Below are 23,364 nucleotides of genomic sequence, written 5' to 3'. Positions count from 1 at the left end.
GAGGTTATGTGCCATGTCTTACGCCCAACACCAACACACCCCTACGCTGTTCTGCCATTGACCCGCGCGGGTTACCGGTTCGCGGCGTGGCTTATCATCGCGAGACCGCGCGGGAGCGCCCCCAGCCACGTATCACCCGCCGAGTGTTCGGCGCCCAGGGGGCGTTGCACGAGCAGTGGGATTCGCGGCTGATCGCGCTGCAGGCGGCAGACCCAGCGGTTAAACCCAATGAGCGCGTGCAGTTGAGCCTTTCTGGAGCGTTGCTGCGCATCGACCGCGTGGATGCCGGCTGGCAGTTGAGGCTGCCGGGAGCGGCTGGGCAATTGCTGGAGCAGTGGGACGCCCGCGGTGCTCATCAGCGTTATGAATACGACCGTCTGCTCCGTACCGTGGCGACGTTTGAACACGCCGCCGATCAGCCTGCCCCGCGTTGCGTCGAACGCCTGACCTATTCCCACGGCACCGCCACGCAGGGTGGCCTGCACGCCGGGCGCCTGGTACGCCATGACGACACCGCCGGCACGCTGTTTTATGAGGCTTATGGCGTGCAGGGTCAGGTTGTGCGGCAAAGTCGAGCCTTTGCGCAACAACCGCAGATGCTCGATTGGCCTGAATCGCCAACGGCCCGTGAGCCGTTGCTGGAAGCGCAACGGTTTGTCACCACCTGGCACTATGCGGCGTCGGGCCAGCTGCTGGAGCAAGTCGACGCCAAGGGCAACCGCGCGCAGTCGCGCTATGGCCTGGAGGGGCAGCTCATGTCCGGCGCGGTGTTGCTTGCCGGCGGCCGTCGACAGGTGCTGGTGGAGCGCTGTACCTACAACGCGGCGGGTCAATTGCTGTCGGAGCGAGCCGGTAACGGCGTCGTTACCTCGGCCGATTACGCTGAGGCGGATAACCGGTTGCAGCGTTTGCGGGTGCATCGCGCGGGTGGTCAGAACCCGTCACTGCAAGTCTTGAATTATGAATACGACGGTGTTGGCAACGTTGTGCGTATTCAGGACGCGGTGCAGCCGACGCGCTGGTTCAATAACGCGCACAGCGCCGCTGACGCGGTTTATGCCTATGACACGGCTTATCAACTGATCCGCGCCACGGGACGTGAACATGCACACGCCCTGGCGGGACAGGGGCCGGCGCCGATGGTGCTGTTCGGTGCCGTGGATGACAGCCAGTGGCGCGCCTACACCCAGCAGTACAGCTACGACGCGAGTGGCAATCTCAAGACCGTCCAACACCGGCCGGCCGTCGGCACGGGGTACACCCGCGACTTCACGGTTGGCCGCTACAGCAACCACGCTTGCCTGCAACCGACGGCGGTGGATGCGCCAGGCTTGGGCCGAGGTTTCGATGCATGTGGCAATCAGCTGGAGTTGGTGCAAGGGCAGGCCATGTCATGGAATGTGCGCAACCAGTTGACGCGGGTGACCCAAGTGCGGCGTGGCCAGGATGCCGACGACGATGACGAAACATACGGCTACGACGGCGGCGGCCAGCGCGTGTTCAAGCGCCGGCGCAGCCGCGGCCGGATGCGCACGTTCGTGCAAGAGGTGCGTTATTTGCCGGGGCTCGAAATCCGCAGCAATACGGCCACCGGGAAACAGTTGAATGTAATCACCGCGTCGCTGGGGCGTAGCCCCGCACGGATACTGCAATGGAGGCAGGGCAACCCGAGGGGCTGGCGAACGAGCAGGTCCGCTTCAGCATCGGCGACCATTTGGCTAGCCGTTCGCTGGAACTGGATGGCCAGGCGCAATTGATCAGTCAGGAAGTGTTTTATCCGTTCGGTGGTACGGCCTGGTGGGCGGCCAGGGAATGCCGTTGAAGCCAACTACAAAACCCTGCGCTATTCGGCTAAAGAGCGAGATGCCAGTGGGCTGTATTACTACGGGGCTCGGTATTACGCGCCTTGGTTGCAGCGCTGGATCAGCCCCGACCCGGCAGGCGCCGTTGATGGGCTGAATCTCTACGCCATGGTGGGCAATAACCCGGTGACGTTTGTTGATCGCGACGGCCTGCAAGGGCAGCGCGCAGCACCTGTGTCACCGCTAGCGCTGACCGCGGTGGCTGTTTTGATGATGCTTTTGGGGGTTATAGGCGGTGCGTTGATGGGACATGAAATGGCAGGCGCTTCTATCGGCGCATTGGTGGGGGCTGCTGTGGTGTATCGCCACCAACGACGCCCTCGAACCGAACCTGCTCAGATGACCGACAGCCAATATGGTGAACAGTTGACGAGCCTCGCCCTGCGGATGGCTGAGCATTACCGGTTGAGCAACGAAGAGGCTTCCAGGCTGCTGTCGCTTGCCTATGAACAGCGACGGGAAGTGGAAGGGGTCTCTTTCCTCGTTTCCTACGAACAAGACCTTATTTACGCGCATGCGGGCCCGTTTGCTGCAAAACCTCAAGCCGAGGCGCTGATCGCCCAGCACCGCAACCCCGCACCCGAGTTGGCTCGCATAGGCTGGGACACTCGCCAGCTGCGCGGTCCAACCCGCTCGCAAACCCTGGAAAACGTACAAGCGTCCTCCGCTCCATCATTTGAAGTGGCGTCTACGTCCCATGCTTCCCGTGCACGCCGCCAGCGCAGGTCAGCGGTGGCCGAGGCGCATACGCCGGTTCAGCAAAGCCAGGCGGTAACAGCATCCGGCTTTGAGATCGACACGACGGCCGTGCAAGGAATAGACCCCCTGAGTACCCAGGGGCGCAGTATTGCTCTGGCGCTCAGCCACTTGCGCGAGGCGCGCTTTACTGCGGTTCATTGGCACCAGCATCGGGATCGACTGTGGTCCGTTGATTTGCATGGGTATCCCGGCGCGCGCGGGCGCGGTGCCTATCGGCTCATGCTGCAGCATATGGGCGGGCTGCATTATCGCGTTCAGGGGGTACGTGACCCCCACAGGCGTTGACTGCGGCCGTGGAGGCCAGGCCGTCACCGGCAACCGGTGACGGCCTTTTTTCGAGAGGCATCAGCGCAGCGGTGAATCCAGCGCAGGCTTTACCTCTTGGTAGGTATCGTTTTCATCCTCGCTCACCGTATACCAGGCCCAATACGTCATGCGCCGCATGAAACCGGCGGCGGTGAGTGTCCGTGTCGGGCGCCCAAGGGAATCGTAGAACTGCCGGTCGCTGTAGCCGAGTTCGCGCAGGGATTGATCATTGATGTAACCGTGCCTGTCGGCAAAGTAAGGGCGGTAGGTGCGAATGATCAGGCCTTGGTGGTTGAACTCGACCCGTTCGCTGACTCGCCAGCGAGGATCGGCCTGCACCTGGCGCAGCTGTTTTTTTACCGTGTTGGCATCAGCGTCAGGCGTTTCGTCGACCAGCAGGTTGCCTTGGGCGTCCACGGCGTTGGCCGGTCCTGGTTCGGTTTTTTGCTTGCTCTGCAGGGTGCGGCCAAAACCGTCCCAGTAGGTCAGGGTCATGCGCACCTGCTGTTCGGCATCGTCTGGGTAACGATCGGCCAGCAGCGTAAGCGCGTGTACCGGCGTTTGCCGGGCCGCGTCGATCAACACCTTGAGTTCTTTTTCGCTGTCGTTGAGCGGTCGACGAGTGTCTTTCAGACGTGAGCGTGCAAGGGGCCGAATATGCCCAGTGGGCAGAACATAACCACGGGTCACCCAGTCTTTTTTACCTGGTCTTTATTGATCGCGCCCATCCAGCTGAAGGGGGCGTAGCAGTGAGCGCCGGCCATGTTCCGCAACACGGTCTTGCTGTTTTCAATGGCAAAGGCAGGCGTTGTATCGTCGGCCCGGGTGTCGTCGGCCAACGCTGAGAAGCCCACTCTGAGCCCCTGCTCATGACCGTAAAAGGTATGGGCGAGTAGCTGTCCAAACCCGTCATACCGTGCCTCTTGAACAGTGCCATTGGGGTCGACGATTTTGGTCGGCAGCAGCGACCCATAGTCATATTCGGCGGTGGTCAAACAACCATCGGGCAGTTTTACCTGGGTGACCTGAAGCCAATAAGGGTCGTAAGTAATGCTTGTTCTGCCATGCGCCTGGGTCGCTTGCAGCGCTTTGAGCCGGTAGAACTGTGTGGCATTTCCATACTGTGGGAAATAGCGTCGGATCGACCACAGGTTGCCGGCCTCGCCCGCGAACGAAAAACCGCTCCATGGTGTGGTAACCGCTGTCCTTGAGCTTTTGCGTCAACTCAACCGTGGGTTGGTTCGGCATCACCGGTATGTCTTCATAGATACCCAGCGCCTTTTCATCCAGCTCTGCCGCTTCAAGATAATCGGTCAGGGCCTGCGGGGTCGCGACGCCTGGCGCGAGGGTTTCCCCATGGCCGCCGGCTTCCCGGTAACGTTGCACCGTCAAGCCGCTCAGTTCGCGCGCGGCATCTGCGGCCAAGGGGCCGTTTTTCAGGTCGATGAGGGTTTCATGGCTGATCTGCTCCAGGCTTAACCCACCCGCCGCAGGGGCCTTGCCCAGTACCAGCGCGTTGCTGCGCTGGCGATACGGCAGGGCCAGGCGCTGCGGCCGCGCGTTATCCAGATGAATGTAGTGCGCCAACGTCTCGCTCAGGTAATAGGACTGTTGCGCGCTGTCATGGGTGTCGCGCCACCATTGCCGTTGAGGGTCGTCGGTGAGCACGGCGGGTGGCGCGTCCTCGGCGGTGGTCCGGCGCGCGTAGTGAACCGTCACGCCATGCACCAGGCAGCCATAGGCGTCCCGGCGCAGGTTGATCTGGTGCCGGCACACAGGATCGTCCGCTACGCCTTCATATTGATAACTGATCGATTCCAGCGGCAGTAACAGCAGCCTGGCATCGCGCGCGTGCGTGCTGATGGGGGCCAGTTCGCGAACCTGATAACGATGCACCTGCACTGAATAGGGCGGCCGGTGTGGCGCGGTATCCACGGCCACCACTTCGCTGCGTAAAACCATCCCGCTGAGTGCGCGCGCGGCCTGACGCAACAGCGCGGGCGCGGGCGCATGGATCACCTCATCGTGATGGCCGATGGGATCGGCCGGGTCGACGGCCCGGTGTTTGCTGAGCAACGTGGGGCCCAATGCCTTGGCTTGCCGGTCATGCGCGCTGGCGCCGCGGGTCGGCATGTCCAGCTGTTGCCCGGTATGGAACCAGGTTTTGTGCACCACCGGTGCGCTGAAACCGGCCGCGCCTGATGGGTTACCGTCGGCCTCGGTGTCGGTTTGCAGCAGTAGGCCAAAGCCGCGAAATTCAAGGTCTTCGCGGTCGTAGTAGGCGCAGCGGTAACGCAGGTGATGGGTAAGCCGGTTGCCGGTAATTTCGTCTTGTTGGGTATGCGCGCGCACCACGTGGATCGCAAAGGGCAAATGGCTGATGGCGGGCTGGCCGGCGGCCTTGAGTTCGTGTTTTTCATCCAGCCACTCTTGGGCGCTGCTGCGGTACTGGATGGAGGCTTGGGCGCCCATGTTGTTAGAGGTTTTGATCAGCAGGCAGGGCTTGTTGTGGAAAAAGTCATAGCGCCAGTGAATGGGCGACTGGTGGGCGGCGCTCAGGATCAGGCTCGGGCAGCCCAGGCCTTGCACATCGACCAGGCTGACCTGGCAGTGATCGTCATGCACGATGCCCTTGGGCCAGGGCACCTTGACCGGCTCCGTCTCGAAGCCGTTGCCGCCGTTGTTGAGGAAAACCAGCAGGTGTTCGGGGCTCGGGTACAGCAAGTCCGTGGCACCGCTGCCCGCCAGATCGGCGAGCAGCACATTGCTTGCCTTGAACGTACGGTAAGAGAACGGCAGCGTGGCCAGTACAAAACCCTTGGCGAAACGCCCCCGGCCCAGGTTTGGCCAGCATTTCACTTCGTTGTGACGGATGCGCACCAAGTGCTGTTGCCCGCTGGCGAGGACGTCGCTGAAGGCCACCAGTTCGTCAGGCGAGGACGAGAGCGTCGGCAAGCTGTCGTCGTCCAAGTGAAGGACTTCGGTGGCCGGCGCGAAGCCGGATTTTCTGCGGTTGGCATACAGGCGCACGCTGCGGGGGCCGATCATGGCGAAATCACTGCGTCCGGCGCCCATCAAGTCAGCCAGCGCGCCCCGGGGATGGAAAAACTCCGATGGGAACGCATCGAATGGGGTAAATGCCGACCAGTTGCGCTGTTCGTCCAGGGCGAAAAAACCACTCATTCCAGGCTGGGCGACGATCCAGTCCAAGCGGCCGTCGCCCTCAAGGTCGGCCAGTGCCTGGTGGATGGGGCGGCTGCTGTCAGCGACCGGCACTCGCGCCAGCGCTTGGGCGATGCCGTACGTCACTTCGTCACCGGTAGGTGCGGCGGGTGCCCTGAGCGGCTCTCGGTAGTACCAACTTTTGTCGCTGCGGTAGAGGATCCCCGGGATCCCTTCGCCATACAGATCGACCAATTGGTAGCGATTGCCATCGTTGAGTCCCGCCATCGCACCAAGCGGTTGGTAACGGCTCTGATCCGTCCTGAGCCGGCTCGATTCATAGGCACATTCCAGCGGTGGGCGGCTCACGCATTGGCCCGCGCTGTCGAAGGCCTGCTCATGCACGGCGCCCAACAGATTGACCTTGCCGATGAGGTGGTATTCCAGCAACAGGCGCCTGACCAGCACCGGTTCGGCAGCCATTTTGGGCTCATCGGGAAAGTGGTGAAACATCAGGATCTGCCGGCACAGGCGCAGGGTGCGTAACTCAAAACCGAAGGAAAAGTCCGAGCTGGCGTCAGGTCGTATGCGCCAGGCGCGGGTGGGTTCATAGGTCGTCGGCTTGGACCATTGGATGGCGCGCTCGTCGTAATCGAACAGCAATTGAAAGTGCCAGCCCATAGCCGGCTTCTCGTCGGTATGCCACAGGTACAGGTGTTCTTGTTTCCTGGCCGTGAAGTTGCCGTAGCAGATGCGTTCCAGGTAGTGCTGGGCACGGCAATCGCGTGGGTGGCGCGAGGTGTCGGTTTCTGGCGTGTAGTGATAGTAAATATGCTCGCCGTGGGCATTCAGGCTTTCCTGCAACAACCATTGCGCCACGTGCTGTGGTTCGTCCGGGTCGGCAATGCGCGCCAGCGCGGTTTTGCCATAGAAGTGCTGGCTGCCGTCAGCGCCGTGTATCAGCCAGAAGCCTGCGGTATCGGTTGCTGATCGCCAATGCTCGATGATGTCGAAGCTGCTTTCGACTCGCGCAAAGTAGCGAACCACACGATAGGCCGTGCCCGCTACCGTGGACGGGCGGTCGAGCGTCGTGCCTTGGGCGTCGCGCTCGGGCAACCAGGTTTGCGCGTCGGGCCCGATGAACTCGTCGTGTTCCGTGTAGGCAGGCACGCCATGGGCCGTGCGTCGGCGGATGGCGCTCAGGTTGATCGTCCACCCCAAGCCGAAGGGGCCGTTTCCCGCCGTGCTGTGGTAACTCAGCGTCATGGCCGGCGCATACCCCCTGGCGGGAGAAATCGGTAAGGCAATCTCAAAGGTCGCCGTACCGCTGATGCCGACGTTGGCCCAGCCCTTGCCGGTGCCTTGAATGGCGCCGCCGCCTTTGGGCAGCGTGGGTGGGTTGATCTGCAGGTCAGGCGTATCGTTGCTCATACCTGGGCCCCCGCTGCGGGCTTGACCCGCGCGGTGTAGCGCAGGTGAATGACAATGTCGTTGATCGATTCCAGGATGGCTTTTTGCATGTCGTGATTGGGAAACGTCAGGGTCCATTCGGAAATGGCGCCCGTGTACTCGAACGGCAAGTAGCGCTCGTGACTGTCGAACGTGAGCGCAAACAGGCCGTTGTCATCCAAACCGGTGGACAGCGCGATTTGCTGATGGGCGCGCTTATCCTTGATCGAGGTACCGTTGGGCAATTCGATCTCGTGGCTGGTCTGGGTCAGTATCGCCTTGATGTCTTCATACGCGCCCAGTGTCGCCGGCAACGACACGCTGATGCCTTTGATGCGCCGCAGGATGTGGTTGGGGTAGTCCTCTTCGAAGAGCGTTTGGGGCAATTTGAAGCAAAGCGCGCCATCGCTGACCAGTTGTTTTTTCAAGTGGGCCCACCGCGCCGGAGTGTCGGCTTGAGCGGTCTCACTGAGTTCGGAGGTGTTGGTCGGGACAAGGGGTTGGACGTTGCAGTCGAGCACGCGATGTCGCAGAGACAGGGTCTTGACGATTTCCAGATCGCGAACATTGGTTTGCAGGTACGCGTCGTTCATTTTCAGCAGCGACAGCTTCAGGGCTTCGCCCGCGAGGTAACCGCGGTAACGGGTGTTCCAGGCCCCTGTTTGGATAAATGAGCGGTTGTCGGCCATTTCGTATTGCCAGCTCGCTTCGGCTGCCCGGCACAGGCCCAGGCTCAGGTCGTAGGCCTGGTAGAAGAACTGGCCGAGCTGAGCATTGAGCCAATCGTAGAGCTGGGCGTTGGCGAAGCGTTTGATCAGCAATTGATAGCTCGACCAGGCCTGGGCGAGGGTCGTCTGCGCCAGGCGCAATTGCAGGCGCGTGGCCTTTTCCTGCTCGGCATAGGCTTGCAACTGGGCATCGACCTGGGCCAGTTCGAATCGGGCCTGTTCCTGGGCATGGGCCCACTCTTGTGCGCGACGCTTGAATTGTTCGGTACGGTCCAGGTCCGACGCGGTGCTGCGCAGGGCTGTCGCGGCCCCTTGGGCCAGTGCTTGTGCGGCATGGAATGGGCCTTCCCAGCGCGAACCACCGACCGACGTGCCGACGATGTTCGGCGCCATCATCGCAATGCCGGCCCCGGCGCCCGCGACCGCGCCTGCGGCATCGAACACATTACTGGCCAGGTAAAGCTGCCCCGCCTTGGTTTCGTGGTGGCTGACACCCTCGGTGAGCAGATGCTGGTAATAGCCCAGCCGGGCTTCGATGATCTGTCGGCTGATAGACAGCGCCTGGCGGTTTTTCTCGTCGATCAACAACGCCTGGGTGTGTTGCATGACCACGATATTGGCCAGGTCCCAGGCTTGTTGATGTTGCAGTTCCAGGTATTCGGCCTGGTCCTTGCGCTCATTGAGCGTCAGCAGCGTATTGCCGAATTGGATCACTGCGTCGGTGGCCGCCAGGGCATGGCCGAGCATGATCTGGAAACGATAGTGGCCAACCTGCGCAGAGGGAAAGGCCGCCGCGCCCACTGCCGGGACGAGGCCGTCTTTGACCTGGCTGGCCAACAGCGTTAGCGCTGCCAATGGCGCGCCGTACAACGCCAGCTGCAGCGGTTTGCCGGTGATGTCGAGGTTGTGCCGCAGGTTATGCAGGCGGCTTTCGAGTTTGTCCCAGCGCGCCACGAGGTCGGTGTTGAACGGCAGGCAGAGCTTGTCGGTGGGGGCCGGCAGCGCGCGTGCGGCGTCGTCGACCGGTCTGTCCATATCGATTGACGGTGTCGACCATTCCAATTCGCGTAGCGCCTGCGAAGGGGTTGTGACCAACGTACGCAGCGTGATGCTGGCCCAGGGCTCGGTAGTGGTGATGGTGGGGCGTGCGCCCAGCAGCCGATTGACCCGCGTGTACCAGAGTTTGGCCTGTGTCAGGCTGTCGGGCGTCAGCTGTCGGTAGGCGGCATCGCCACGGTTGATCAGGATATCGAGGAAAAACAGGTACACCGCCTTGCGAAAGTACAGGGGAGTACGAATCGCCAGTTCGTGCGGGTCGTGTGAGATTGCGCCAGGCACGGCCTCCCGCCGGGCCAGTTCGTTGAAGCCCCAGTAGGCCGGGCGGCCGATGGCGGCGTCGGCTGCGCGTGCGGGGTCGAAGATGTAAGTGAGCCAGGCTTGGGCTTCTTCGTGTTGCTGCTCCTGATCCAGGCGGTGAGCGACCAGCCAGGGCAGGTACAGAAACAATTCCCAGAAGTACTGGCCGTAAGCCCCTTGAAAGTCGATAGCCTCGGCCACTTGTTTTTCCGCCAGGGAGGCTCTTGCCAGTGTTGCGGGGTTAACGAAAACACCTGTTCCAGGCCTGTATTGGCGGCCTTGACCAGCTTGTCGGCAACGCAGGTGTTCATACGAAGGGTCTTGGGCGTATCGCTGGCCGCGTTGGGCGTGCTGCCCGAGAAATCAATGAATTGGGCGGTGCCGAGCGGGAGCGACGTGTAGGTGTTGATACGCGGGGCAAGTTGTTGGAGGGCCGCGGATATCGTGGAGACGGCGGTTGATTTCAGTTCAACCGCTTTCAGGGCACAGCCAAGCGTCTGGGTGCGGTTCTCGTTAATCTCAAGCGTCAACACCCCATGGATAAGCGTAACGCCCGCTTTCAACATTTCGGCTGTCATCGGAATGCGGGCGGTGACTTTATGCCCGATCGACAATTCGGGGCTGGAGCCGACGAGGCTGGTATGGGCGGTGTCCTGCAAGTTGAGGATTCGGGCCGAGCCTTCGTTGATCTGCTCTACAAGGGGGTATTCGGCAAAGTTGGAACGCATGACGACATGCTTATACACGCGATATTTCTCGATTTTTGCGTCGCAGCGAATGAGCGATAGCGCATTCGTTCCGTGAAGTGCGACCAGGCCGCTGGGCAGGGTGGACGTGGTGAGGCGGTTGGTCAGGACGTCGAACGTGTGATGGGTGTTTTGATACAGGTGTATGAAAGCGCTCCTGTCGATGAACTTACCTTCCAGCGATATAGCCTCTTCGCCATCCGGTGTCGGCTTGATCAAGCGCGACTCGTCATCGTGGATGCAGTTGATGAACTCTTCGTGAGTAACCCCATCTCTGAGGAAGATGGCATAGAAGCCCGCTTTGTAATTTGAGTACGCATCGGTGAAGCGCGAACCGGCACTGAGTTTTAGCTGGGGGGTAGTGGCATCGCCCAGCGTTTCGGTGGTCAGGGTTAACGTGTAATCCCCTTTCTTTATGGTGACCGTGTAAGGGTGCTGAAATGTGCCCTTGAGGGTGGAAGTGAATACCAGCTCCTGAGTGTCTGGGTCGAAACTCGATGAGTTGTATTTGGCCTCTTCAATGGATGTTTTATTGCCCAGATAGTCCCAGTTTGTATAGTTCGGCTCCAGGGTGGCCTGGGTGATCGAGTGTTTGGTGGAAGGGGCGAACTTGAACTGGAGATTGCCTTGGTTTGTATGCCCGAACAGCGTGAAGTGTTGTCGAGAAGTGCCGAGCAATAATTCGTTGTAATACTCTTCATGTTCCGGGTCGTTGCCGGCGAGGGCCTGTTTGACTTGTTGCTGCTGGGACGGCTGAAAGTACTTCAATAACTCATGTATTTCTTCGGATAACTCCGAGCCCTGTGGCACTTTGTAGCGCCCAGGCGTGCCGCCGTCGGCGATTTTTATCATGTTGAAGTGGGGATCTACCTCTACGGCCTGGAAAAATTTGCCACTGAAGGGTTCCTGTTGTTTCGGATCGGTCGTATGCAAGCCTAAAAACAGCCGAGCCGGCGTATTCGAAGAAGCGGCATCCACGATCGCCACGGTGTGCGTGAAGGATTTGATCGCGGCAAGGTCAACCCCATTGATTTCCTGCGCTGCACAGTACTCCTCAATACAGGTCTGGGCCGCGCTCCAGCTGTCATTGTGTTTTTTATAAGAAAAATTAAGACGGAATTTAGGAAAGTGACTGTCCGCCCATTCGTTGAGGCGTTGTTTAGTGTCCGGTTTCGCTGGCGTGGTTTTGAAGGCGCTGGTCGGCGCGGGTTTACTGCATTCGGCCCAGACTAAAAACAGCCGGTTATTAAAAAATACCGGGCGAATACTTGCCTCGATGGTGTCTTCGGAGGGTGTCAGGTTGATCTTTTTCCACGCCGACCAAGCGTCTGGAAAAAGCCGCTCGCCGGAGCGCCTGGAGAGGTCAAGGCTGCGCCAGTAATAGGTATTCTCGGAGCTGGACTTGCCAACGAAGTAATAGGTGCTGCGGTACAGCGCAGTGGTGTTGCCGTCGATATAGCCGTTGAGCGTACGGATATTGGCGATTTCTTCGAAACGCGCCAGGTAACTCTGTACCGCCGTCACGACGCTGTCTGATTGCACTCGATACTGGCTCAGCTCGTTTTCCAACTGCTGGAAACTATCGGTTTTATTGCGACGCAGCGTCGGGTCCAGGTAGTTGGCCGGGTGGTAACGCAATTGCTGGCTGGCGCTCCAGACCGGGTAAGTGTGCAGTTGCTCACGCCAAAGCCGGTCATGCTGCGCGCTCATCCCCTGGTTTTCGTAACCCGCTTCCAGGCCCAGTTGAATGCGCGTGATGTATTGCTGAAGGCTGGCAATGGCGCAGGCCACGGGGCTGGTCGGTACCGCTCGGCTGACTTGAACGTCGAGCAGCCAGTATTCGTAGAGGTCATCGGCGTTGCTGATTTTGTCTTTGAGTGAGGCAGGTACTTTGTGGGCCAGGTAGTACGCGAGCATCGCATCGCGCAGGCGTTCATCGGGGTGTTGATTGAACAGGTGAGACATGATCAGTCCTTGAACAGGTCGAAAGGGGCGGTGGTGAAGGTGCGGCTATTTATTGATCAGTACGCGCGAGCGCCTCGCTGACGACCTTCCATTCCTCCAGCGTCGAGGTGCTTTGCAATTGGCAGGCGCGCAGGAGCATGCCGGCCGACAGTTGGGTGTCGAGACTTGCCTGGTGGCAGCGCAGCACCCAGTCCAGACGGCTCATTGAGGTAATACGGGGAGGGCTTAAATGGTGGCTCAGCACTTCGATTTCTTCAGTGCGCCAGCCCAATAGTTGCGCGAGGTGCTCATCGGTTTCATGACGGCTGGTCAGCGAGACATCGTTGGGTGGGCGATTGGCATAATCGAAGTAGTCGAATAATTGTTGTTCCGACAGGCTGTAGCGGTCGATGCAGTGTTTGAACCGTTGCAGCAGGTAGAGGGTGTTCAGAGACAATTCCAGCAGTGAAAACGTTGGATATGCCTGATCAAGCCAGTGCGGTTTGGCCAGGAATTGATGCAGCGCCTGCTGGCTGATCGACAGTTGCAACAGCTCGGTGGCGTTGGGCAGCAACAGGATCAGGTAACCCAGGGTTTGCAGAGGCGCGGCTGATGGGGTGAGGGGCATGTACAACCGGGAGAGCGCGCTATGGCACTCATATTTCAGGCGCAGCTCGGACTCGCCGGCGGGGTGGGGGTGAGCGTTAATGAGGGGGCGCAGGCGAAGGTAGAGTTCCCATAACTCGCCGATGGTCTTGACCAGTTCGGGGAGTAGTTTTTCCTTCGCTTGCTCAATGAAATGCTTCTGACGGTCATGTTGAACGCTGATAGGGCAGGTGCCGAGGGCTTCGTCGAGCGCCTGCTCCACAGTGCCTGTGAAACGCGCCCGCGACATGGCGCTGTGAATGATTGACTGCCAGTTAATCGCTGTCAGCCGTGGTGTCTCGTCGTAGGGTTGTTGCGGAAGCGTCAGCTTGTTCACTCGATCTGTCAGGGCGTTTTGGTCGTAGTCGGCGAACCTCTTCAGCAGTGCGTTAACCGCCGAGTCAGTGCTCGCCAGCCCTTGCAACCATTGGCGACGCAACCACGATGGGCCAGTGCCCTGGGCCTTGAGCCATTGGCTGGCCCAGTCCAGTTGCATCAGTAGATCCAGGAAGTCAGGCAACCCCTGTGGTGCGGCGCGCAAATTCGGGTTGAGCAGTTGTGGCTGGAGTTGCAGCAGGTTGGCCAGTTGCTGGCATTCCAGGACGGACAGGCCAAACAGACGGGCAATGCGTGCTTGCCTGTAGATTTTGCTGAGGGTGAGGATGTTGCGTTCTGCAAAGGTGTTTGTGCTGATCAGCAACCCCAGCGAGTCGGGTGTGTCTTGCAGGCCAAGGGCGGCGCTGAGTTGTTGCCGGGTGTTCATATCGAATGGCCTGTTATCCAGGCGCAGTGGCGGCGAGTCGGTGCGGTTGAACACCTGATCGAACAGCGACAGATCTTGGCCCGAGCCGTGAACGGGCATTTGATGGACCAGCGCGGCAAACTCTTCGGCGTGTAACCCGTAGCGTTTATTCAGGTAGCGATAGACGCCCAGTGCGCGCAGGGTGTTGTGGTTGATCATCAGCAGCGTGCTATTGGTGCTGTTCTCGCCGCGCATGACGCTGACGATCAGCGTGTCCAAGTGTGCAAACGGGATATCGAGCCAGCGCTGCAAACGGATCATGCGCTGCAAACGGTCAAAACGTTCAAGCGACACGTTTGACAGTTTGTCCGGCGCTTGCGCGTCCAGGCTGATGGGGGAATGCCCTGGCGCGTTGACGTAGCAGGCGCCATAGGTAAGGCCGGTGTCTTGCAGGCAGTTGGGCGATTTGCTGGGTTGATGGGCCTGTTGCGCAAGCAGCGCCTGAAGCTGTTCGGCGTCCAGCTGAGTATGTTGCAGAAAATCCGCGATCTTTTCCGGCGCGCCCACATCAGCGTTGTAATACGTTCGATAGAAGCCAGCGGCGCCGTAGGCGTTGGCCAATGGGCTTTTGAGCATGTTCTGCTGTTCGGGGCTTAACCCGCTGAGTAAGCACTGCACCTCATCATTAGGGGCGGTGACGAGTCCGTAGACGCTGGAGTTGCCTGCTATGGGCAGCTTGCGGCTGATGCGATAACTGAGCTCCCCCAGCGCGGGTTTTGCCCCAGAGAGCGCGTAGTGGCAGGTGTAATGGTAGACGTTGAACGGCAGGGAGTAGGGGTACCACGTGTCGCTCAATAAGGCATAGGTATCGGTTGTTGGCGTGTCCGCGATATTGCTTAGCAGGGTGTGGTTGATGATCGACAACATGGGCCGTTGTTCCGACACGCTGCGCGAGTCGATCAGCAGGCCCTTCAGGTCGGGCGGCGCTCGGTCAGCTTGGTGGCGCTGGGCCCCAGGGCGTTTTTTTCCAGTTGCTCGGCGAATAGATAGAGTTCGCGCAGGTAAGCGGCCGGCGAATCGACCGCGGCAATGGATGTGCTGGCGCAGAACTGATCCCAGTTTTCTTCGAACAGGGCTTTATAGGTGGCACCTGCTGCGCTTTTGGCTGCGCCGATGCGCCGTTTGTGGCGCAGCGACGAAGCGTCCGAGCCGACCTGGTTTTCGCGAAATACCCCTTCCAGTTGGGCGACTGCACTCTGGGCCTTGAGGTATATCGATTGGGCGTCGTCGTCGTTATATGCAGCCAGTTGCCTGGCGAATTGCTTTTCGGATAACCGCACAATGTCGAACACCGAATGGATGTTCAAGCGTTGCAAGGCGGTCTTCAGGTCGTCCCGGCCCGGCGCGGGAGGGTTTGCGTGGTCGATCAGTCGAGTCAGTAAAGGGCTGCTGTCGGCGTCCATATCCATACGTTTCCTTGGGCTTCGCCGGTGAGTCGGCGGGTAGCGGGAAACGCTATCACGCAGGTCCCCAAGGTTCAGGTCAGCCATGTCGCGATGGGCGTGGGGGGAAATATCACTGGCTGCGTGTCGATGGCGCCGGGGTTTTGTTAAACTGCGCGCCGCACGGCTGCGGCCGGCGATTTTTTGCATCCGGTTCACCCCTTACGAGGGTAGCCACCTGGAGAGAACACCCATGACCCAACCCATCGTCGTGGCGGCACTGTACAAGTTCGTCACCCTCGAAGATTACGTCGCCCTGCGCGAGCCATTGCTGCAGGCGATGGTCGACAACGGCATCAAAGGCACCTTGCTGATCGCCGAAGAAGGCATCAACGGCACTGTTTCCGGCAGCCGCGAAGGCATTGATGGCCTGATGGCCTGGCTGAAGAACGACCCACGCATGGTCGACATCGACCACAAGGAATCGTACTGCGACGACCAGCCGTTCTACCGCACCAAGGTCAAGCTCAAGAAAGAGATCGTGACCCTGGGCGTCGAAGGCGTGGACCCGAACAAAAAGGTCGGCACCTATGTCGACCCAAAAGACTGGAACGCGCTGATCAGCGACCCTGAAGTGCTGTTGATCGACACCCGCAACGACTACGAAGTGTCGATTGGCACCTTTGAAGGCGCAATCGACCCGAAAACCACCAGTTTTCGCGAATTTCCCGACTACATCAAAGCCAACTTCGACCCGGCCAAGCACAAGAAAGTCGCCATGTTCTGCACCGGCGGCATTCGTTGCGAGAAAGCCTCGAGCTACATGCTCAGCGAAGGCTTCGATGAGGTGTATCACCTCAAGGGCGGCATCCTCAAATACCTTGAGGAAGTGCCTCAGGAAGAGACCAAATGGCAGGGCGACTGCTTTGTTTTCGACAATCGCGTGACCGTGCGCCACGACCTGAGCGAAGGCGACTACGATCAATGTCATGCCTGTCGCACACCGGTGAGCGTGGAAGACCGTGCATCCGAGCACTACGTGGCCGGCATCAGTTGCCCGCATTGCTGGGATAAGCTGCCGGAGAAAACCCGTCGCAGCGCCATCGACCGGCAGAAGCAGATAGAGCTGGCCAAGGCCCGCAACATGCCGCACCCGATTGGCTTCAACTATAAGCAAACCCCTTCCGAGGTCTGACCCATGTCCGCGCGCCTGCTCTACGTAATGGACCCGATGTGTTCCTGGTGCTGGGGCTTTGCCCCGGTGGCGACGGCCTTGGTGGAGCAGGCCCGGGCGGTCGGCGTGGACGTGCACCTGGTGGTGGGCGGCTTGCGCACCGGCAGCGGCGCGGCGCTGGAACCGACCACCCGGCGCTACATCCTTGAGCACTGGCAGGCCGTCACCGAGGCTACCGGCCAGCCGTTCAAGCGCGAGGGGGCGCTGCCGGACGGTTTTGTCTATGACACCGAGCCTGCGTGCCGCGCCATCGTCACCGCGCGCAGCCTGGCGCCGGATTGCGCCTGGACGCTGTTGGGGCTGATCCAGCAGGCGTTTTATGTCGAGGGCCGCGACGTGACCCTCGCCAGCGTGCTGGTGGAGTTGGCTGAGCAGGCGGGCATACCGCGCATCGAATTTGCCGGCGAGTTCGACCGTGCCGAGCAGCACGCCGCCACGGCTGCCGATTTCACCTGGGTGCAGGATCTGGGCATTGCCGGGTTCCCGACCCTGCTCGCCGAACGCAAGGGCCAGTTGGCCTTGCTGACCAACGGTTACCAGCCGCTGTCCGAGTTGTCGCCTTTGTTGGGCCGATGGCTGGAGCGAGCCGCCTGTGTATGACCCCAATACACGCACCGATCGCCTGACCTGGGCGGAAATTCGCCGCCTGGCCCTGCGTCACAAGAAATCCCTATGGGCCGCCAATGGTGTCGCCGTGTTGGCGACCCTGTGCAGCGTGCCCATCCCCTTGCTGTTGCCGTTGCTGGTGGACGAAGTGTTGTTGGGCCGTGGCGATGCGGCGCTCAAGGTGATGAACCACGCGCTGCCCCTGGTTTGGCAGAAAGCCGCCGGGTATATCGGCCTGATGCTGCTGGTGACCCTGCTGCTGCGCTGCGGCGCGCTGGTGTTCAACGTGTTACAGGCGCGGCTGTTCGCGCGCCTGGCCAAGGACATCGTGTACCGCATCCGCGTGCGCCTGATCGAGCGCCTCAAGCGTATCTCGCTGGGTGAATACGAAAGCCTGGGCAGCGGAACGGTCACCACGCACTTGGTGACCGACCTGGACACCCTGGATAAATTCGTCGGCGAAACCCTCAGCCGTTTCCTGGTCGCCATGCTGACCCTGGTCGGCACCTCGGCGATCCTGGTGTGGATGCACTGGCAATTGGCATTGCTGATCCTGCTGTTCAACCCGTTGGTAATCTACGCCACGGTGCAGTTGGGCAAGCGCGTCAAACACCTCAAGAAACTGGAAAACGACAGCACCTCGCGGTTTACCCAGGCCCTGACCGAAACCCTCGACGCCATCCAGGAAGTGCGCGCGGGCAACCGCCAGGGCTTTTTCCTCGGGCGCCTGGGCCAGCGCGCCCAGGAAGTGCGTGACTATGCGATCCATTCCCAGTGGAAAACCGACGCGTCCAGCCGTGCCAGCGGGCTGCTGTTCCAGTTCGGTATCGACATTTTTCGCGCGGCGGCGATGCTTACCGTGCTGTTTTCCGACCTGTCCATCGGCCAGATGCTCGCGGTGTTCAGCTACCTGTGGTTCATGATCGGCCCGGTGGAGCAACTGCTTAACCTGCAATATGCCTACTACGCGGCGGGCGGCGCGCTGAGCCGTATCAACGAGCTGCTGGCGCGTGCCGATGAGCCGCAATACGTTGGCGGCGAAGACCCGTTCACCGGGCATGAGACCGTCGGCATCGAGGTGCGCGGCCTCAATTTCGGCTATGGGGAAGAGCGGGTGCTCAACCAGTTGAACCTGCAGATTGCGCCTGGCGAAAAAGTCGCGATTGTCGGCGCCAGCGGCGGTGGCAAGAGCACGCTGGTGCAATTGTTACTCGGGCTGTACACGCCCCAGGCGGGGAGTATCCGTTTTGGCGGTGCCACCCAGCAGGAGATTGGCCTGGAGACCATTCGCGAGCATGTCGCGGTGGTGCTGCAACACCCGGCGCTGTTTAACGACACCGTGCGCGCCAACCTGACCATGGGCCGCGAACGCAGTGACCAGGCCTGCTGGCAGGCGCTGGAAATCGCCCAACTGGATGCCACCGTCAAGGCATTGCCGCTGGGGTTGGACAGCGTGGTGGGGCGTTCCGGCGTGCGCTTCTCCGGCGGGCAGCGCCAGCGCCTGGCGATTGCGCGCATGGTGCTGGCCGAGCCCAAGGTGGTGATACTCGATGAAGCCACGTCTGCGCTGGATGCCGCCACCGAGTACAACCTGCACCAGGCCCTGGCGCGGTTTCTGAATGGGCGTACTACACTGATCATCGCCCACCGTTTGTCGGCGGTAAAACAGGCAGATCGAGTGTTGGTGTTTGACGGCGGTCATATCGCTGAGGATGGCGATCATCAGCAATTGATTGCCGATGGCGGGCTTTACGCCAAACTTTATGGACACTTGCAACAAGTGCGTTGATTTAGCCTAGTCTGTGCTATCGGAAGCGGGTGTTTGCGTGCGTATCCAGCAGTGCATATGCAAGGGACTTCATGAAGCAAAAGCGGACTCTCGGAACGCCTCGGCTGTTGGGCATTGTCTGGCCTTTTATAGCCGTCGTCCTGTTCCAGGCATTGTTGGGTTGCGTCAGTCTCTACGTGCTTTCAGCGGTGCGTGGTTATGTGGGCGGCGAGAGCTTGTGGTCCAAGGGCCAGAAGGACGCTATCTATTACCTGACGCTTTACGCCGATAACCGCGACGCAGCCACCTACCTCAAATACCAGCAGGCCATCGCCGTGCCCCAGGGCGGGCATGAATTGCGCATTGCCCTGGACCGCCCCAGCCCTGACCTCGCCGCCGCGCGCCAGGGCATCCTCAAGGGCGGCAACCATGCCGATGACGTCTCCAGCCTGATCTGGCTGTACCTTAATTTTCGTCATTTCAGCTACCTGGAAAAAGCCATCGAACTGTGGACCGTCGGTGATGGTTACCTGGTGCAATTGGATGACCTCGCCCGCCAGATGCACGACGCGATCAGCCGCGACCAGGTCAGTGCCAACGATGTGCGCGAATGGAAGGCGCATATCACCGCCATCAACGAGGGCGTGACGCCGGCCGCCAAAGCCTTCAGCGATGCGTTGGGCGAAGGCTCGCGCATGATCCTGCGGTTGCTGCTGATCACCAACCTGGCCACGGCCCTGGGCCTGATCGTACTGGCGCTTCTGCGCACGCATAAACTGTTGGCGCAGCGCCATGCCTTTGCTGATGCCCTGCGAGAAGAGAAGGAGCGGGCGCAAATTACCCTGGAGTCGATTGGCGACGGCGTGATCACCACCGACGTCGATGGCGCCATCACCTATATGAACCCCGCCGCCGAAGCGCTGACCCACTGGAACTCGGTCCAGGCCCAAGGCCTGCCCCTGGCGGCGCTGTTCAGCTTGCTGGATGACGATGCCCAGCCCGACGGGTTTACCCTGATCGAACACATCGTCAAGGGCCAGTTGCGGGGCGGCAGCGAGCATGCCAAGACCATCCAGCGCCTGGATGGCAGCACGGTGTCGGTCACTCTGGTGGGCGCGCCGATCCGCAGCGCCGGCAGGGTCAGCGGTGCGGTGCTGGTGCTGCACGACATGACCCAGGAGCGTCAATATATTGCCAACCTGTCGTGGCAGGCGACGCACGATGCCTTGACGGGGCTGGCCAACCGTCGTGAATTCGAGTATCGCCTGGAACAGGTACTGCACCCGGCCGGGGGGCAGCAGGGCGGGCGGCATGCGCTGATGTTCCTGGATCTGGACCAGTTCAAGCTGGTCAATGACACCTGCGGCCATGCCGCTGGCGATGAGTTGCTGCGACACATCTGTGCGTTGCTGCAATCGGACCTGCGTGAGGGCGACACGCTGGCGCGTCTGGGCGGCGATGAGTTCGGCATCCTGTTGGAAAACTGTCCGGCGTCGGCGGCGGAAAAAATCGCCGAGAGCCTTCGCCATACTGTGCAAAATCTGCATTTTGTGTGGAAGGGTCGGCCGTTCATGACCACCGTGAGCATTGGCCTGGTGCATCTGTCATCCCAAACGCCGACCACGCTGGAAACCTCGCTACGGGCTGCCGACATGGCCTGCTATATGGCCAAGGAGAAGGGGCGCAACCGCGTGCAGGTCTACCATGCCGATGATTCGGAGCTGTCGCTGCGCTTTGGCGAAATGGCCTGGGTGCAGCGTTTGCACATGGCGTTGGAGGAAAACCGCTTTTGCCTGTACGCCCAGGAAATTTCACCCCTGGGTGCTACCGACGCCGGCAATGGGCATATCGAAATCCTGCTGCGCCTGCATGATGAAGCGGGCCGCATCATCCTTCCCGATAGTTTTATTCCTGCGGCCGAACGTTATGGCTTGATGACTTCCCTGGATCGCTGGGTGGTGGAAAACGTATTCAAGATCATCGCTCGTTGCATGCTCGAGCGTCCGGCCCGGCCTATGGCTATATGTGCGATTAATCTGTCAGGCATAACTATTGGAGACGACGAATTTTTAGGATTTTTACGTGAGAAATTCGAGACTTACCGCATTCCCCCAGAAATGATTTGTTTTGAAATAACTGAAACCAGCGCGATCGCAAACTTGGGTAGCGCGATTCGATTTATTAATGAACTCAAAGCCTTAGGCTGCCATTTTTCACTTGATGATTTTTGCGCCGGAATGTCCTCGTTCGCGTATTTGAAACATTTACCTGTAGACTTCCTGAAGATCGATGGAAGTTTCGTAAAGGATATGCTGGACGACCCGATTAACCGCGCCATGGTCGAAGTGATCAACCACATCGGCCATGTCATGGGTAAGCGCACAATTGCCGAGTTTGTTGAAACACCGCAAATCGAAAAGGCTCTGCTCGAAATTGGTGTGGATTACGCTCAGGGTTACCTGATTGAACGACCGCAATTGTTTACCTTTGATAGCTTGCAGTGTCGACCTGCGCGGCCGCAGCCTGTGTTATTCAAGGCGCCCGGCACATTCCGCTGAAACAACTGCTGGTCTGTACAACATCACACTTAAAAAGGAGCCTTACAGTGATCGACACATTCAACCGAACCGGTCCGCTTATGGAAGCCTCAAGTTACCCCGCCTGGGCACAGCAATTGATCCTGGACTGTAGCGAGAGCAAGCGCCGCGTTGTCGAACACGAACTGTACCAGCGCATGCGCGATAACACGCTCAGCGCCAAGACCCTGCGCCACTACTTGATCGGTGGTTGGCCCGTCGTGGAACAGTTTGCTTTGTACATGGCACAGAACCTCACCAAAACCAAGTTTGCCCGTCATCCTGGTGAGGATATGGCGCGACGTTGGCTGATGCGCAATATTCGGGTGGAACTGAACCATGCCGACTATTGGGTGCATTGGGCGCGCGCCCACGGTGTCAGCCTTGAAGAGCTGCAAGCGCAGAACGTACCGCCGGAGTTGCATGCACTGAGCCATTGGTGCTGGCACACCAGCTCGGCCGATTCGTTGATCGTGGCGATTGCCGCCACCAACTACGCGATCGAGGGGGGCGACAGGGGAGTGGTCCGCAGTGGTGTGTTCCACCGGTGTGTATGCGGCAGCCTTTCCCGAGGAAGACCGCAAGCGTGCGATGAAGTGGCTGAAGATGCACGCGCAGTACGACGACGCGCACCCTTGGGAGGCTCTGGAAATCATCTGCACCCTGGCCGGGATGAACCCGAGCAGGGCCTTGCAGGTAGAGCTGCGCCAAGCCGTGTGCAAGAGCTACGACTACATGTACCTGTTCTTGGAAAGCTGCATGCGCCTGGAGAAGGAGAAAGCGCCGGCGGTGGTGCGCGAGCGCCAGATGCGCGTCGCCAGCGAAGCGTGACGTAAAAGGGATGGCGGGGTTTTACCCCGCCATTGCCAAGCGGTTGCGACCTTCGCGCTTGGCCACATACAACGCGCTGTCGGCCCGGCGCAACAGGCTTTCTGCCGACTCGGCGGCCAGCAACGTCGAGCAACCCAGGCTCACCGTCAATTCAATCCGCGCACCTTCCGCCCAATAGTCCTGGGCCTGTGCCGCCTGGCGCAGACGTTCTCCAACCATCCTGGCCGCATCCCGCCCGGTGTTGGACAGCAGGATCAGAAACTCTTCCCCGCCAAACCGGAACACCATATCGACGTTGCGCAACTGGCTCTTGATCGCCGCCGCGATAGTGCGCAAGACGTTGTCGCCGGCCGCGTGGCCGTGGGTATCGTTGATGGTTTTGAAATGGTCGATGTCCAGCATCAGCACGGAGAGCGGGCTCAGATGCCGACGCGCCATATCGATTTCGCGCTGCAGCGTCTGGTCCATGGCAATACGATTGCCCGTTTCGGTCAAGGGATCACGCAGGGCACTGCGGGTGGCGGCGCGGTAGAGCAGGGCATTGCGCATCGGGTAGAGCAGCGTCGACAGCAGGGATTCGAGCTGGCCGAGTTCCTCTTCCGTCAGGCGTTGGTTGCGGCGAAACACCAGTTCGCCCAAATGCTCGCCTTCGTGGCTCAGGCTGTAGCTCACCGAATGGTGGCCGCGATGGCCGAACTCCAGGCGCAGGTCGCTGGCTTCGTGCCGGTAGTGCAGGGCGTCCAAGGGGACCAGGCGTTGAACCTCGCGAAAAAATGCGCCGAGGACACGCTCCACTTCCAGGCTGGTTTGCAGTTGCTGCACCAGTTGCTGGCGAAGCTGCACGATGGTCGCGGGGCGACGGGGCAGGGCGGTGGGGTGGCCAAACCCAAGGCGTTGCAATTTGGCACTGTCGAAGTCGATTGCGTGGGTCTGGGTCGGTGTTTTCATCAGCAATCGGCCTCTAAGTACTTAACTGTCTTACAGGCTCGATGAGCGCGGCGAGTGCCAAGCGTATTACTGTTCCTTCAGTTCCGTAAAACATTGGAAACAGTTTAGTCCGCTTTGCCAGGGCGTATAACCCTTGGGCCCTGCCGCACGTCTTGTCATTGCGTGACCTGCTTGAAAATTAATAGAGCGATATTCATGCCAATAGTTACAAATTAATAAATATCCTTATAAATCAACGACCGTTTTCCGGCTGGAAAACA

The 23,364-nt window shown here is 60.1% G+C and carries 9 protein-coding genes and 3 pseudogenes; 7 read left to right on the top strand and 5 right to left on the bottom strand.

The window, feature by feature from the left end; genetic code table 11:
- Nucleotides 1-86: 86 nt before the first annotated feature.
- Both AB4O25_RS09800 and AB4O25_RS09795 read left to right on the top strand, forming a co-directional pair.
- Entirely contained in the window at nt 87-1,757 is a 1,671-nt protein-coding gene (locus tag AB4O25_RS09800) for a hypothetical protein (protein ID WP_460150816.1), read from the top strand.
- Nucleotides 1,758-1,784: 27 nt separating this feature from the next.
- Complete coding sequence (locus AB4O25_RS09795) at nt 1,785-2,906, top strand: RHS repeat-associated core domain-containing protein (RefSeq protein WP_460150815.1); 1,122 nt, start codon at nt 1,785-1,787, stop codon at nt 2,904-2,906.
- Between the two features lie 60 nt (nt 2,907-2,966).
- Here the strand turns inward: AB4O25_RS09795 and AB4O25_RS09790 are convergent.
- The 4 genes and pseudogenes from AB4O25_RS09790 to AB4O25_RS09775 form a co-directional block, all read right to left on the bottom strand.
- Nucleotides 2,967-7,520, bottom strand: a pseudogene (locus AB4O25_RS09790) (SpvB/TcaC N-terminal domain-containing protein).
- The gene (locus AB4O25_RS09785) at nt 7,517-9,604 is read right to left on the bottom strand and encodes a Tc toxin subunit A-related protein (protein WP_460150814.1); all 2,088 of its coding nucleotides are present in this window, start codon (nt 9,602-9,604) and stop codon (nt 7,517-7,519) included. Before AB4O25_RS09785 ends, AB4O25_RS09790 begins: the two are co-directional and overlap by 4 nt.
- Nucleotides 9,508-12,333: a neuraminidase-like domain-containing protein gene (locus AB4O25_RS09780; protein ID WP_460150813.1), complete on the bottom strand. Its 2,826-nt coding sequence runs from the start codon at nt 12,331-12,333 to the stop codon at nt 9,508-9,510. Before AB4O25_RS09780 ends, AB4O25_RS09785 begins: the two co-directional genes overlap by 97 nt.
- A 49-nt stretch (nt 12,334-12,382) precedes the next feature.
- Nucleotides 12,383-15,162: pseudogene (locus tag AB4O25_RS09775) on the bottom strand (Tc toxin subunit A).
- Between the two features lie 232 nt (nt 15,163-15,394).
- Here AB4O25_RS09775 and trhO point away from each other — a divergent pair.
- From trhO to AB4O25_RS09750, 5 genes and pseudogenes are all read left to right on the top strand, one after another.
- Nucleotides 15,395-16,336: an oxygen-dependent tRNA uridine(34) hydroxylase TrhO gene (gene trhO, locus AB4O25_RS09770; protein WP_017527741.1), complete on the top strand. Its 942-nt coding sequence runs from the start codon at nt 15,395-15,397 to the stop codon at nt 16,334-16,336.
- Between the two features lie 3 nt (nt 16,337-16,339).
- Nucleotides 16,340-16,975: a DsbA family protein gene (locus tag AB4O25_RS09765; protein ID WP_017527742.1), complete on the top strand. Its 636-nt coding sequence runs from the start codon at nt 16,340-16,342 to the stop codon at nt 16,973-16,975.
- Nucleotides 16,968-18,770, top strand: coding sequence for an ABC transporter ATP-binding protein (locus AB4O25_RS09760; RefSeq protein ID WP_460150812.1), 1,803 nt, complete (start codon nt 16,968-16,970; stop codon nt 18,768-18,770). The genes AB4O25_RS09765 and AB4O25_RS09760 overlap by 8 nt, the downstream gene beginning before the upstream one ends.
- Nucleotides 18,771-18,841: 71 nt before the next feature.
- Nucleotides 18,842-21,307: an EAL domain-containing protein gene (locus tag AB4O25_RS09755; protein ID WP_137219814.1), complete on the top strand. Its 2,466-nt coding sequence runs from the start codon at nt 18,842-18,844 to the stop codon at nt 21,305-21,307.
- Nucleotides 21,308-21,354: 47 nt separating this feature from the next.
- Nucleotides 21,355-22,156: pseudogene (locus AB4O25_RS09750) on the top strand (TenA family transcriptional regulator).
- Nucleotides 22,157-22,177: 21 nt separating this feature from the next.
- Here the strand turns inward: AB4O25_RS09750 and AB4O25_RS09745 are convergent.
- Entirely contained in the window at nt 22,178-23,104 is a 927-nt protein-coding gene (locus AB4O25_RS09745) for a GGDEF domain-containing protein (protein ID WP_137219813.1), read from the bottom strand.
- Nucleotides 23,105-23,364 lie beyond the last annotated feature (260 nt).

The sequence above is a fragment of the Pseudomonas sp. S3_A03 genome, from assembly GCF_054668275.1.
This window is presented reverse-complemented; position numbering and strand designations above follow the sequence as displayed.